13 protein-coding genes are annotated in these 13,212 nt (G+C 70.8%); 6 read left to right on the top strand and 7 right to left on the bottom strand.

Annotation, left to right across the window (positions count from 1 at the left end; genetic code table 11):
• Positions 1 to 50 precede the first annotated feature (50 nt).
• The 7 genes from AC57B8_RS28675 to AC57B8_RS28705 form a co-directional block, all read right to left on the bottom strand.
• The gene (locus AC57B8_RS28675; RefSeq protein ID WP_496481462.1) at positions 51 to 1,949 is read right to left on the bottom strand and encodes a bifunctional sugar phosphate isomerase/epimerase/4-hydroxyphenylpyruvate dioxygenase family protein; all 1,899 of its coding nucleotides are present in this window, start codon (positions 1,947 to 1,949) and stop codon (positions 51 to 53) included.
• Positions 1,950 to 2,090: 141 nt separating this feature from the next.
• Positions 2,091 to 2,867, bottom strand: a complete 777-nt coding sequence (locus AC57B8_RS28680; RefSeq protein ID WP_492695523.1) for an alpha/beta fold hydrolase — start codon at positions 2,865 to 2,867, stop codon at positions 2,091 to 2,093.
• Positions 2,864 to 4,108 carry an MFS transporter gene (locus tag AC57B8_RS28685; RefSeq protein ID WP_496481463.1) on the bottom strand — a complete coding sequence of 415 codons (1,245 nt, stop codon included), beginning with the start codon at positions 4,106 to 4,108 and terminating at the stop codon, positions 2,864 to 2,866. The genes AC57B8_RS28680 and AC57B8_RS28685 overlap by 4 nt, the downstream gene beginning before the upstream one ends.
• Positions 4,105 to 4,530 (bottom strand): carboxymuconolactone decarboxylase family protein, encoded by a 426-nt coding sequence (locus AC57B8_RS28690; protein ID WP_095947412.1) that lies wholly within the window; start codon positions 4,528 to 4,530, stop codon positions 4,105 to 4,107. The genes AC57B8_RS28685 and AC57B8_RS28690 overlap by 4 nt, the downstream gene beginning before the upstream one ends.
• A complete protein-coding gene (pcaB, locus tag AC57B8_RS28695; protein WP_159277419.1) occupies positions 4,527 to 5,741 on the bottom strand; it encodes a 3-carboxy-cis,cis-muconate cycloisomerase in 1,215 nt (404 codons plus the stop codon). Before pcaB ends, AC57B8_RS28690 begins: the two co-directional genes overlap by 4 nt.
• 16 nt (positions 5,742 to 5,757) lie before the next feature.
• The gene (locus tag AC57B8_RS28700) at positions 5,758 to 6,591 is read right to left on the bottom strand and encodes a shikimate dehydrogenase family protein (RefSeq protein ID WP_496481464.1); all 834 of its coding nucleotides are present in this window, start codon (positions 6,589 to 6,591) and stop codon (positions 5,758 to 5,760) included.
• 33 nt (positions 6,592 to 6,624) lie between these two features.
• Positions 6,625 to 7,548 carry a shikimate dehydrogenase family protein gene (locus AC57B8_RS28705; protein ID WP_496481465.1) on the bottom strand — a complete coding sequence of 308 codons (924 nt, stop codon included), beginning with the start codon at positions 7,546 to 7,548 and terminating at the stop codon, positions 6,625 to 6,627.
• A 199-nt stretch (positions 7,549 to 7,747) separates the two neighbouring features.
• Between AC57B8_RS28705 and AC57B8_RS28710 the strand changes: the two genes are divergently transcribed.
• The 6 genes from AC57B8_RS28710 to AC57B8_RS28735 all read left to right on the top strand — a co-directional run bounded on the left by AC57B8_RS28710 (position 7,748) and on the right by AC57B8_RS28735 (position 13,193).
• Positions 7,748 to 8,542 carry an IclR family transcriptional regulator domain-containing protein gene (locus AC57B8_RS28710; RefSeq protein WP_056573982.1) on the top strand — a complete coding sequence of 265 codons (795 nt, stop codon included), beginning with the start codon at positions 7,748 to 7,750 and terminating at the stop codon, positions 8,540 to 8,542.
• A 74-nt stretch (positions 8,543 to 8,616) separates the two neighbouring features.
• Positions 8,617 to 9,624, top strand: coding sequence for a Bug family tripartite tricarboxylate transporter substrate binding protein (locus AC57B8_RS28715; protein WP_496481466.1), 1,008 nt, complete (start codon positions 8,617 to 8,619; stop codon positions 9,622 to 9,624).
• Positions 9,625 to 9,650: 26 nt separating this feature from the next.
• The gene (locus AC57B8_RS28720; RefSeq protein WP_062482520.1) at positions 9,651 to 10,316 is read left to right on the top strand and encodes a response regulator; all 666 of its coding nucleotides are present in this window, start codon (positions 9,651 to 9,653) and stop codon (positions 10,314 to 10,316) included.
• On the top strand, positions 10,317 to 11,732 hold the full coding sequence (locus AC57B8_RS28725; RefSeq protein WP_496481467.1) for a sensor histidine kinase: 1,416 nt from the start codon (positions 10,317 to 10,319) through the stop codon (positions 11,730 to 11,732).
• A gap of 21 nt (positions 11,733 to 11,753) precedes the next feature.
• Positions 11,754 to 12,773 (top strand): Bug family tripartite tricarboxylate transporter substrate binding protein, encoded by a 1,020-nt coding sequence (locus tag AC57B8_RS28730; RefSeq protein ID WP_496481468.1) that lies wholly within the window; start codon positions 11,754 to 11,756, stop codon positions 12,771 to 12,773.
• 15 nt (positions 12,774 to 12,788) lie between these two features.
• Positions 12,789 to 13,193 carry a DUF6194 family protein gene (locus tag AC57B8_RS28735; protein ID WP_496481469.1) on the top strand — a complete coding sequence of 135 codons (405 nt, stop codon included), beginning with the start codon at positions 12,789 to 12,791 and terminating at the stop codon, positions 13,191 to 13,193.
• The last annotated feature ends 19 nt before the right edge of the window (positions 13,194 to 13,212 follow it).

Genomic DNA, 13,212 nt, shown 5'->3' on the forward strand with positions numbered 1-13,212 from the left:
AGTGGTGTGACGAAGGTGTCGGATGCGAGGGAAAAAATCGGTCTTGTGGATCAGTCTTGCTGGGGCTGCTGCGCCTGCGACGCCATGCGCGCGGGTGCGTTGAGCGCGCCGTAGGCGTCGTAGCCGCCCACGCGCTGCGCGACCTCGAAGAAGAGGCCACCGTCGAAACTCTCGGTGTAGATGTGCAGGTAGTCGCCGGCCGCCGAGCGGTCGAACAGCACGCCCGCTTCGCGCATGCGCGCCAGCAGCTCGGGCGCCACGTCGATGCGCGTGGCCAGGTCGTCGTAGTAGTTGTCCGAGATCGGCACAAAGCGCGTGCCGTTGGCGCGCAGCCGGGCCACGGTGTCGAAGATGTCCTCGCAATCGAGCGCGATGTGGTGCACGGCGCCGCCGCCGGTCACGCTCAGCGTGCGCGCGGTGCGCGTGCGCTGGCTCAGCGACACGTTCAGCACCAGGCGCAGGCTGCGGTCGGCATTGGCCACGCCGCGGCTTCGGATCAGCCCGAAGGGGTCGGCCAGCTCCAGGCTCTCGCCGGGCTCCAGGCCGAGCACGGCGCGCGTGAACAGCACCCAGGTGTCGAGCTGGTCGAGCGCCAGGCCCAGCGCGACGTGGTCGATGCGCGTAAGGCCGGCATCGCTGTCGCCCGGCCCCGCGTCCTCGAGGATGAAGTCGGTCTCGTACAGCCCGTTGGCGCCCAGCGCCTCGGGCACGAAATGGATCAGGTTGCCACCCGGCGCCACGATGGCCGGCACGCGCAGCTCGTTCGGCCCGACCGGGCTGTCGTGGCGCTGCGAGCGCATGGCGCTGGCGCGGCCCACGGCCGCGAGCGGGTCGGCGCAGCGCACGCCCAGCGCGCACACCGAGGTGCCGTGCGCCTCGAAACGCTGGCGCGCGAACGAATCGGGCTGCGCGTTGACGATGAAGTGGATGCCGCCCTGGCGGTACAGCGTGACGGCCTTGGAGCGATGGCGCCCCACACGGCGAAAGCCCAGCTGCCCGAGCAGCGCGCCGAGCGTGGCGGCCGAAGCCTCGTCCGCCGCGAACTCGATGAACGACAGCCCCGAGAGCGCCGGCGCGGGCGGCGGGTTGAACAGCTCCACGCGCTGCGGCTGCACGGGGGTATTCCCGCTGGCGAGCCGCTCGCGCGTTTCGCTTTCGAGGTACAGCAGCGAACGCATCGCATCGACGGCGGTGCGGCGGTTCGGCGTCTCGCGGAAGATGTCGTTGAAGATCTCCAGCGACAGCGGCCCGGTGTAGCCCGCGCGCAGCACCTGTTCGAAGAAGCCGACCACGTCGAAATCGCCCTGCCCCGGGAACGAGCGGTGGTGGCGCGCCCACTGCAGCACGTCCATCGACAACAGCGGCGCATCGGCCATCTGCACGAAGAAGATCTTCTCGCCCGGAATCGCGGCGATGCCCGCCGGATCGTCCTTCAGCGACAGCGTGTGGAAGCTGTCGAGGATCAGCCCGAGGTGCGGGTGGTCGGCGCGCTGCACGATGTCCCAGGCCTGGGCGTAGCGCGAGGTGTGGCGGCCCCAGGCCAGCGCCTCGAAGCCCACGCGCAGGTTGCGGCCCGCGGCGCGCTCGGCCAGTTCGTGCAGCTGGGCGGCGGCGCGCGCCGGATCGTTCACCGACAGCGGCGAGGTGTTGGAGCAGCACAGCACCAGCGGCGCGCCCATGGCTTCCATGAGGTCGAACTTGCGTTCGGCGCGCTCCAGGCTGCGGTGGAACTGCGCTTCGGGCATGCCTTCGAAGTCGCGAAACGGCTGGTACAGGTCGATCGACAGGCCCAGGTCGGCCACGAGGCCGCGCAGCTCGGCGGCGGTGCCGCGGAAGTTGACGAAATCGGCTTCGAACAGCTCGATGCCGTCGAAGCCCGCGGCCGCAATGGCTTCGAGCTTCTGGCGGAGGGTGCCGCTGAGCGAGACGGTGGCAATGGCGCGGTGCATGGGGATGGACTGTAGAAAGAGCCCGGGCGCGCCACAACGCAAATCAGCCCCACCTGATCGATGATCGCACGCCACCGATCATCATTCGCACGAAATAGGGGTTACACCTAGCCCACACGGGGGTGCGGGCCGGGCGTTTTTTCAGAGGCTGCGCCAGTAATCGATCAGCATCTGCGCGAACTCGACCGGGCGCTCCACCGCGCTCAGGTGCGCGGCGTCGATGGTCGCCAGCCGCGCGCCCGGGATCTGCGCCACCATGGCCTCGGACATGGCCAGGGGCGTGGCCTCGTCCTGCAGCCCGCCGATCACCAGCGTGGGCGTGGCGATGCGGCGGTTGCTGTCGCGAAAGTCGATGGCGGCCACGGCGTTGCAGCTCTCGATGTAGCCCTGCGCATCGGTGCGCACCAGCGTGTCGTGCAAGGTGCGCGCGGCCACCGCGCCCTCGGGCGTGGCGGCGTAGGCCGGCGTGAGCCAGCGCGCCACGGCGCCCGGGGCGATGGCGGCCACGCCCTTGGCGGCCACGGTTTCCGCGCGCAGGCGCCACGGGGCCTGGTCGGGGTAGTGCGCGGCCGAATTGGCGATCACCACGGTCTTGAGCTGCGCGGCGTGCCGCACCGCCAGCGCCTGCGCGGTCATGCCGCCCATCGACAGGCCCACGAAGTGCACGGGCTCGCCGCCCGTCTCGCGCGCGATCAGCTCGGACGCGTCCTGCGCCAGCGTTTCCACGCGCAGCACGCCGGGCACCACCTCGGAGCCGCCATGGTTGCGGTGGTCGTAGCGGATCACCGTGTGGGCGCGCGCGAGCTGCGCGGCCACGCCGTCCCACATGTGCAAGTCGCAGCCGAGCGCATGGCTGAGCACGACGAAGGGGCCGTCGCCTTCGCGCACGACATTCAGGCGGGGGGAGGAAGTGGTCATGGTGTGGAGTCCTTCTGGGGGGAGGATGGAGAAGCAGGTTGCGCAAGGCGCGGCAGCCACAGGAACGCGATGGCCAGCAGCACGGTGCCGGCCATCAGCATCGGCACGACCATCGGCCAGGCGCCGTACGAAAAGCGCGTGTCGACGAACAGCGCGGCGACCTGCCCCACGCAGAACGCGACCATCATCATGCCGAAACCGGACCACGACACGGCCCGCCCCGCCAGGTGCGGCAGGTCGCCCACGGCACCGGCCTGCCCGCAGGGCTGGTGGATGCCGTGGCCGAGGCAGTACACGGCGTGGCCCGCCAGCAGCGGCACCGCGCTGTGCGGCATCAGCCAGCAGCCCAGCGCCTGGATCACGGCGCCGGTGATGCTCAGCACCGCGCCCAGGCGCACGGTGCGCATCGGCCCGAAGCGGCGCAGCAGGCTGCGGCACATCGTGGTGCTGAAGATGTAGACCAGCGAGCCTCCGGCCGGAATCCAGCCGTACCACGCGGGCGACCAGCCGAGGTAGCCGATGTAGACCATCGGCGAGAGCAGCAGAAAGCAGAACAGCCCGCCATAAGTGGCGGCCGCCACCGAGGCCCAGGCGCGGAAGGCGCGGCTCGCGAACACGGCGCGCGTGCTGCCGCGCGGCGCGGACGATTCGCCCTCGCCCCACGGCCGGCGCGTTTCGCCGAACGAGCGCCAGCACAGCGCGAACAGCACCACGGCATAGAGCGCCATCGCCACCATCACCCAGCGCCAGCCCGCGCCCTGCACCAGCCAGGCACCGAGCAGCGGCGCCATGAGGCCGACCACGCCCAGCCCCGTGAGGCCGCGCGCCATCACGTGCGGGCCTTCGTGCGCCGGGTACAGGTCGCGCACCGCGGCCCGCGCGCACACGAGGATCGCCGCCATCGAGAAGCCCTGCAGCGTGCGCCAGCCCGCGAGCACCGCCACGCTGCCGGCGAACGCGCCGCCGAAGGCCGCGATGGCGTAGCAGCCCAGGCCCGCGAGCAGCACCGGCCGGCGACCGAAGCGGTCGGCCAGCGGACCGCACAGCAGCTGCGCAAAGCCGAAGGCCAGCACGAACAGCGTGAGGCTGGTGCTGGCCGAACCGAGCTCGCCCGCGATGGCGGGCAGCGCCGGCAGGTAGCTGTCGGTGGCGACCGGCTGCGCCGCAAGCAGCAGCGGCAGTAGCAAGGTGAAGCCGACGTCGAAGCGGCCCTTTCCGCCCCGGCCTTCCGTCGCGCTCACTGCGCCGCCACTGGCGGCAGCAGGCCCTTCTCGCGCAGGATGTTCGTCGCGATGCCGAAGGCGTGGTTGGCCACCGGCACGCCGCAGTAGATCGCGGCCATCATGATCACTTCCTTGATCTCGTCGGGCGTGAGGCGCGACTCGGGCGGGCCGTCGAGCGCGGCGCGCACGTGCATCGCGAATTCTTCGTAGGCATGGATGCCCAGCATCATCGACAGCACCATGAAGCGGCGCGTCTTGTCGCCCAGCGCGGGCCGGCCCCAGATGTCGTTCCACGCGTGGCGCGTGATGAGTTCCTGGAACTCGGCGTTGAAGCCGTTGCGGTTGGCGAGCGACTTGTCGACCCACGCGTCGCCGAGCACGCGGCGGCGGTTGACGAGGCCGTCTTCGTAAGGATTGCTCGGGGTGTCGGGGGCGGTCATGGCGAGAGTTCCTTGTCGGATGAGAGTTGGGCTTGCAGGGCTTTCACCTCTGCCACAGCGATCTGCCCCGCATTCACGGCGAGTGCGGGATCGAACCATTCGTCGGCCGCGTCGCGCGGCAGCTCGGCGCGCAGCCGATCGATGTTGGCGCGCATGCGCGCGGCGTCCACCTGCAGGCCGGGCAACGCGCCGGCCATGGCGCGCACGCTGCCGTGCGCCGACATCAACAGCTGCGGCCATTCGGCCAGCTCGGCCTGCCAGGCGCCGAGCGCGCGTTCGTGCTGCTGCGGCATGGCGCCGAGCAAGGCGGCCACGCGCTGCGGCGCGCGGTGCGCGGCAGCGATGGCGACCATCGAGGCCACGGGGTTGCGCTTGTGCGGCATCGCCGACGAGCCACCGCGCCCGGGTTCGCTGGGCTCGGCGACCTCGGCCACTTCGTACTGGCCGAGCAGCGAAATGTCGACCGCGACCTTGCCCAGGCTGCCTGTGAGCAGGCCGAGTTCGCAACCAAGCGCGACCCATTCGTCGCGCTGCGTGTGCCATGTGGCGCCGGGGTCGCCCAGGCCGAGTTCCTTGGCCATGCGCTGGCGCACCGCGGCGCCCTGCCCCTTCATCTGCGCCAGCGTGCCGACGGCGCCGCCGAGCTGCAGCTGCAGCGCGTGCTTCGCGGCGGCGCGCAGGCGGGTGCGGCTGCGCACCAGCGGCGCGGCCCAGCCGGCACACTTGAAGCCGAAGCTGGTGACCGAGGCCGGCTGCATCAGCGTGCGCGCGAGCATCGGCGTGTCGGCGTGCTGCACCGCCAGGCGCAGCAGTGCGTCGGCGGCCTTGGCGAGGTCGGCCTCGACCAGCGCGACGGCTTCGCGCGTGACCAGCGCCATGGCGCTATCGATCACGTCCTGGCTGGTGCTGCCGAAGTGCACGAAGGGCACCGCCTCGGCATTGAACAGGCCCACCGCTTCGCGCAGCGCCTTCACCAGCGGGATGGCGACGCTGCCCGCACGTCCGCTCTCGCGCACGATCTTGGCCACGTCGAACAGCTCGACCTTGCAGCTGCCGACGATCGAATGCGCGGCGCTCTCGGGAATCAGCCCCTCGGCCGCCTGTGCGCGCGCGAGCGCGGCCTCGAAGCGCAGCATGGCGTCGACGAAGGCGCGGTCGCTGAAGGCGCCCAGCGTCTCGGAGGTGGAAAGGAAGCCTTCAAAAATGCTCATGCGGGGTCCGGTGTTTTCAGTATTTCAGTTGGGCCACGGCACGAAGCTCTTCGGGCGAGGCGGTGCCGAAGCCGAAGAACTCGAGGTAGGCCGGGATCATCTCGAACAGCATGTCGGTGCCGACCTGCACCTGGCAGCCCTTGGCCTTGGCGGCCTGCAGCAGCGGCGTGTATTCGGTCTTCATGACGACCTCGCCGACGAAGGTCTCGGGGGCGATGCGGTCCACGTCGAAGGGCAGCGGGTCGGTGTCCTTCATGCCCAGCGGCGTGGCGTTGACGACCACGTCGTAGCCGGCCGGGTCCTTCGAGCCGGTGGTGACCTTCATCTGCGGGTAGTGCTCGCGCAGCCGCGCGGCCAGCGCCTGCGCGGAGGCGTCGCTCATGTCGAACAGCATCAGCTCGGCCGCGCCGGCCGCAGCGATCGACGCCGCAATGGCCGACCCCACGCCGCCCGTGCCCGACACCAGCACGCGCGTGCCCTTGAACAGCCGCCCCTTGCGCTCCACGCCGCGCACGAAGCCCGCACCGTCGAACTGGTCGCCCAGCAGGCTGCCGTCGGGCCGCTTGAGCACGGCGTTGCAGGCGCCCGCGACGCGCGCGGTGGGCGTGACCTCGTCGACCAGCGACATCGTCGTGACCTTGTGCGGCATCGTGACCAAGGCGCCGCGCAGGTTCGAGAACTTGAAGATCTGCGCGAGCGACACCGCGTAGTCCTCGGGCTTCACGCCCATCGGCACGACGACCGCGTCGATGCCCTGCTTGTCGAACCAGGGGTTGTAGATCATCGGCGCCTTGAAGGCTTCGGTGGGGTAGCCGATGTGGGCGATGAGCGTGGTCTTGCCGGAGATCATGGGCGTCGTTTCGTTCAGGAAGAAGGTGCGGGCTCAGGCCACGCTCGGAGACTGGTAGCGCAGCGGGTGCGCGATCTCGGCGTGCATCGCCGGCGGATAGATGAGCTCGCGCAGGAAGTCGGCGTCGGCCTGCATCGCATCCGCCGCGTCGATGTGACCGAAGTAGCGGAAGTAGTGCGGCATCTGCTGCACCAGCATCTCGAAGCCGGCCTGCGCATTGAGCCCACGCGCACGTGCCGCACGCACCAGCGGCGTGGGTTGGTTGCGCAGCAGGATGTCGAACAGCGCCGCATGCGGTTCCATGCGCGCCACGTCCAACGGCAGCGCGTCGTCTTCGGCCAGGCCCAGCGGCGTGGCGTTGATCACGAGGTCGTAGCCCTCGGGCGCGTTGCTGTCGACTGCGACCACGGTCGCATCGAAGAAAGCGTCGAGCTTGGCGGCCACGCCCGCGGCCTTGCCGGAGGCGGTGTCGAAGAAGGCGATGTGCTCGGCGCCATTCACCGTGCCGCCTTCGGCCAGCGCCACGCCGATGGCGGCGGCGCTCACGCCCGCGCCGAGGATCAGCACGCGCTTGCCGCGGAACGGCACGTTGCAGCGGTCGAGCGCGCCGATCAGGCCTTCGCCGTCGAACAGGTCGCCCTCGAGCTGGTCGCCCTCGGTGCGGCGCACCACGTTGACCGAGCCCGCCACGCGGCCGAACAGGCCGCAGCCGTCGAGCAGGTCGACCACGCGCGGCTTGTGCGGCGGCGCGATCACCATGCCGCGCACGTTGCGCGCCAGGAAGGCCGACTTCATGAACACCGCGAAGTCGCGCACCGGCACCTGCATGGGCACCAGCACCGCGTCGATGCCGTAGCGCGCGAAGGCCGCGTTGAACATGCGCGGCAGCCGCACGTTGCGGACCGGGTCGCCGGGGATGAGGTAGGCCTGGGTGCTGCCAGTGATGAATGGGCTCATGGGCGTGCTTCCGTTCGTCAATCGCTCGTTTCGGGGCGGAACAGCGGGCTTTATAGTCCCTTCGCGCTCGGCCTGCTGGCATACGGAGCATCAAACGCTCGATGATCGATCTTTTAAGTTCGCTAATCGATCAAATTGCGGGTTTTTACTTAGCCATTCGGACCCCGCCGCCGCACCGGACGCGGGCACACTTCCGCCCATGAACAGCACCAGCCCCGACGACTCGACGCCGCCCGCCGGCCTGGACAAGCGCGACTGGATCGCCGGGCTGGAGCGCGGCGTGAGCATCATCGAGGCCTTCGACGACGCCAACCCGCGCCTCACGGCCAGCCAGGCCGGCCAGCGCACGAACATGACGCGCACCGCCGCGCGGCGCTACCTGCTCACCCTGCAGCACATGGGCTACGTGGCCAGCGACGGCAAGCTCTTCTGGCTCACGCCGCGCGTGCTGCGCCTGGGGCAGTCGTACCTCGAATCGGCCCGGCTGCCGCGCGTGGTGCAGCCCTTCCTGCAACGCGTGGCGGCGGGCACCAACGAGATCGCCTACCTCAGCGTGATGGACGGCGACGAGGTGGTCTACATCGCGCGCAACGGCCCCAACCGCAGCATGAGCACCGGCTATGTGCTCGGCGCGCGCGTGCCTGCGCAGGTCACGGCCTCGGGCATGCTGATGCTGGCGCTGCGCAGCGACGCCGAGCTGAACGACTGGCTGGCCACGCGCCAGCTCACGGTGTTCACCTCGCACACCATCGCGAGCATGGAGCGCATGAAGCTCGAGCTGGCGCGCATCCGCGCCCAGGGCTGGGCGCTGTCGGAGCAGCAGCTCGACCTGAACTCGCGCGGCATCGCCGTGCCGCTGCGCGACCGCCACGGCACGCTGGTGGGCGCGCTCAACATCACGATGCCGATGGGGCACGAGAGTTCGGAAGACGCGGTGGCGCGCGTGCTGCCCGTGCTGCGCGAGACGGCGCAGGCGATGCGCAACCTGATCTGAGGCACTGACAGCATTCCGACAGCATCCGCCCGGCAGGATGCGGGCTTCCATCCAAAAAATACTGGAGACAAGCCATGTCCGACCGCTTCCCCACCGACGTTCCCCTGAGCCGCCGCCGCTGGCTGCAAGCCGGCGGCGCCCTCACCCTCGGCGGTCTGCTGCCTTCGATGGCCTGCGCGCAAGATGCCTGGCCCAGCAAGTCGATCCGCTTCGTCGTGCCCTTCGCGCCGGGCGGCAGCTCGGAGATCGTGGCGCGTTCCACCGCCGCCGAGCTGTCGCGCACGCTGGGCCAGAGCGTGTTCGTGGACAACAAGCCCGGTGCGGCCGGCAACATCGCCATGAGCGAAGTCGCGCGCGCCACCGACCAGCACACGCTGATCCTCGGCCACATCGGCACGCTGGCCGTGAACCCCTACATCTTCGCCAAGCTGCCCTACGACGCGAACAAGGACTTCAAGCCCGTGAGCCTGCTGGCCAAGGTGCCCAGCCTCTACGTGGTGCACCCCGACGTGCCGGCGAAGAACCTCAAGGAGTTCATCGCCTATGCCAAGAGCAAGCCCGGCAAGCTGAGCTACGGCTCGGCCGGCAACGGCAGCGCCGGCCACCTGGCCTTCGAGTACCTGAAGATGACGGCCGAGGTCTTCATGCTGCACGTGCCCTACCGCGGCACCGGCCCGATGGTGACCGACCTGCTCTCGGGCCGGCTCGATGCCTCGGCCATCGGCGCGGCGGCGATCATTCCGTTCATCAAGGCCGGCAAGGTGCGCTGCATCGCGACCGGCTCGGCCAAGCGCCTCGCCCAACTGCCCGACGTGCCGACCGTGGCCGAGCAAGGCTTCCCCGGTTTCGAGATGACGCAGTGGTACGGCATGCTCGCGCCGGCCAGCATCACGCCCGCGCAGATGGCCAAGCTCTCGGCCGAGACCATGAAGGCCGTGAAATCGCCCGACTCGATGCAGCGCCTCACGGCCGATGCGGCCGAGGCCGTGGGCGGCACGCCGGAGCAGTTCGCGCAGTTCATCACCGCAGAACAGAATCGCTGGCAAAAGGTCATCGCCCGGGCAAACATCAAGCCTGATTGAGGCAGGCAGGCCCTAGCATCGGCGCCATGCGCATCCTGCTGGCCGAAGACGAACACACCCTGGGCACCTGGCTCTGCAAGGCGCTGGAGCATGCGGGCATCCAGGTCGAATGGGTGGACGACGGCCGGCTGGCCGACCGGGCCTTGCAGCAGCGCGACCACGACGCGCTGGTGCTCGACCTGGGCCTGCCCGGCATGGACGGGCACACGGTGCTGCAGCGACTGCGCGAACGCGACCAGCGGCTGCCGGCGCTGATCCTCACGGCGCGCGATTCGCTGGACGAGCGCGTCGCCTCCCTCAACGCGGGCGCGGACGACTTCCTCGCCAAGCCCTTCGCCTTGGCCGAGCTGGAAGCGCGGCTGCACGCGCTGGTGCGCCGCGCGCGCGGCGTGGAGCATCCGCGCCTGGCCTGCGGGCCGCTGGTGTACGACGGCGCGCGCCGGCAGTTCACGCTGGGCGGCGAGGCGCTCGCGCTGTCGCCGCGCGAACAGGCGGTGCTGCGCGCGCTGGTGCAGCGCAGCGGCGAGCCGTTGTCGAAGCAGCAGATTCTCGACCGCGTGTTCTCCGACGACGACGAGGTGCACCTCGAAGCCATCGAGGTGCTGGTGTACCGGCTGCGCAAGCGACTCGATGGCAGCGGCGTGCGCATCGTCACGCTGCGCGGCCTGGGCTACGTGCTGGAAGCGGACTGAGTGAGCGCGCTGCGCCGCTTCACCGACCGCCTGCGCCGCACCAGCCTGTGGCAGCGGCTCGCGTTGCTGCTGTTCCCCGCCCTGCTGCTGGTGACGGGCATCGAGCTGTGGATGACGCGGCACGACGCGCTGGCCGCCGCCAACGCGGCGTACGACCGCTCGCTGCTCGGCGCGCTCAAGTCGATCGACGCGAACATCTCCACGGCCTCGGGCGGGCTGTCGGTCGAGCTGCCGTACACGATGTTCGAGTTCTTCGAGCTCACGGCCAGCGGGCAGGTGTTCTTTCGCGTCGCGACCTCGGACGGGCTGGTGGAGCTGGGCAGCGCCGACCTGCCCGCGCCGCCCGTCGAGCCGGCGATGGGCGTGCCGGCCTTCTACGACGCCACCTACTTCGGCGAGGCCGTGCGGCTCGCGGCCTACCGGCGCGACCTGGACCGCGCGCCGGCCGGCAGCACCGGGCGCAGCGTGCTGATCCAGGTCGGCGAGAGCACGCGCTCGCGCCAGGATTTCACAAGCCGCTTCGTGCGCAGCGCCGCGCTGCGCGACGGGCTGATCCTCGCGATGCTGTTGTGCGGCACCGCGCTGGCACTGGCGGCGGCGCTGCGCCCGCTGTCGCGGCTGGCGCGCGAGGTGCAGGCACGCACGCCCGACGACCTCACGCGCATCGCCGAGACCGACCTGCCCGCCGAGGTGCGCCCGCTGGTCGCCGCCGTGAACCAGCAGATGGCGCGCACGCAGGAACTGGTCGCACAACAACGGCAGTTTCTGGACGACGCCTCGCACCAGCTGCGCACGCACCTGACCACGCTGCAGATGCAGGCCGACTACGCGCGCCGCGAGGACGACCCCGCGCAGGTGCGCGCCGCGCTCGACGCGCTCGGCGCCGAGATCGGCCGCGCCACGCGCAGCGCACAGCAGCTGCTGGCGCTGGGCCGCAGCGACACCGTGGCCGTGGCGCCGGCCGAATTCGACACCGCCGAGCTGCTGCGCGAAGTGGCGGTCGACCTGCTGCCGCTGGCACGCGCCAAGCGCATCGACCTGGGCATCCACGCGCCCTCGCCCGACCTGCACGCGGTGGGCGACCGGGGCCTGCTGCGCGAGGCGCTGAGCAACCTCGTGGCCAATGCCATCGCCTACACGCCGGCGGCCGGCACCATCACGCTGTTTGCTGCCGGCGACGCCGCGGGCTGGAGCCTCAACGTGGAGGACGACGGCCCCGGCCTGAGCGAGGACGAGCGCGCCACCTTGGGCCAGCGCTTCCGGCGCGGCACGCGCGCGGACCAGGGCGGCTTCGGGCTCGGCTTGGCGATCGTGCGTTCCATCGCGCAGCGGCACCGCGGCGACTTGCGGCTCGAAGCACGCGGCGCGGGGCCGGGCCTGCATGCCATCATCTGGTGGCCCCGGCCTGCGGGGTGAACCGCCCCCTCCTTCCCTTCGATGCCACGCCCCTTTGCCTTCACCCGTCGCCATGCGCTGCGCGCGCTGTCCGCGTGGCTCGCGCCTGTCGCGCTGCAGGCGACGGCGGCCGCGGGCGATGTGTCCGAAGGCCCGGCGGAATGCGTGATTCCCGCCAAGGCCGGCGGCGGCTTCGCACTGACCTGCGCGCTGGCGCGCGATGCGCTGCAGGCCGTGCGCCCCGCGCGCACGCCGCTCGCGCAGCGCTACCTGCCGGGCGGCATCGGCGCGGTGGCCTTCGACCGCATCGCGAGCGGCCAGCTCGGCGGGCCGGGCACGCTGGTCGCGTTCTCCAGCGGCTCGCTGCTCAACCTCGCGCAGGGCCGCTTCGGGCCGCACCCGCCCTCGGCCGTGCGCTGGATCGCCACGCTGGGCACCGACTACGGCGTGGTCGCCGTGCACCGCGACTCGCCCTACCGCCGCCTGCAGGACCTGATCGCCGCGCTGCGCCAGGACCCGTCGCGCGTGGTCTTCGGCGCGGGCGGCACGGTCGGCAGCCAGGACTGGGTGAAGGCCGCGCTGCTGGTGCGCGCGGCCGGCGGCGCGCCGAAGGCGATGCGCTTCGTGTCCTTCGAAGGCGGCGGCGATGCGCTGGGCGCGCTGCAGGGCAAGCACGTCGACGCGTTCCCGGGCGACGCCGCCGAGGCGCTGCAGGCCATCGCCGGCGGCGCGCCGCTGCGCCTGCTTGCGGTGCTGTCCGAAGCGCGGCTGGGCGGTGCGCTCACGGGCGTGCCCACCGCGCGCGAGCAAGGCGCGGACATCGTCTGGCCGACCGTGCGCGGCGTCTACCTGAGCGCCAACGTGCCCGACGCCGCCGTGCGCGCCTGGACCGCCGCCTTCGCCGAGGCCACGGCCGCGCCAAGCTACGCGGCCCTGCGCGAACGGCACGGCCTTTATCCTTTCGCGCTCACCGGCGCCGCACTCGACGACTACGTGCAGGCGCGCATCAAGGCCTACCAGGCACTGGCCGACGAACTCGGCCTGCGGCGCTGGAAGCCTTGACCTCATCCAATCTCCATGACCGAAGACGACATCACCCAACACCTCATCGACATGCTCGGCGGCGGCCATTTCGAAGTGGCCGACGACAACACCTTCTTCTTCCACGGCGCGGACAACAAGTTCCCCTTCGCCACGATCGTGACGAAGGACAACGACTTCGACAGCGCCTCGAAGCTGAACCGGCCCGGCGTGTTCCGCCTGAACGTCGGCGTGGGCAAGGAGAGCTTTCGCGCGCTGTTCGGCGAGCAGCCGCCAATTGACATCGACTACACCGCGCTCGACCGGCTGATGCCGCACCCGGTGTACGCAAAGATGTACTGGGTGAGCGTGATCAACCCGAGCGCCGCGACCTTCGAGACCGTGAAGCCGCTGCTGGTGGAAGCGCGCAACCTGCTGATCGCGCGGGACAAGAGCGCGTAGACCGGCCCCCAACACCCGA

The sequence above is a fragment of the Variovorax sp. BGA-UO-ETr-C22 genome, assembly GCF_059567965.1.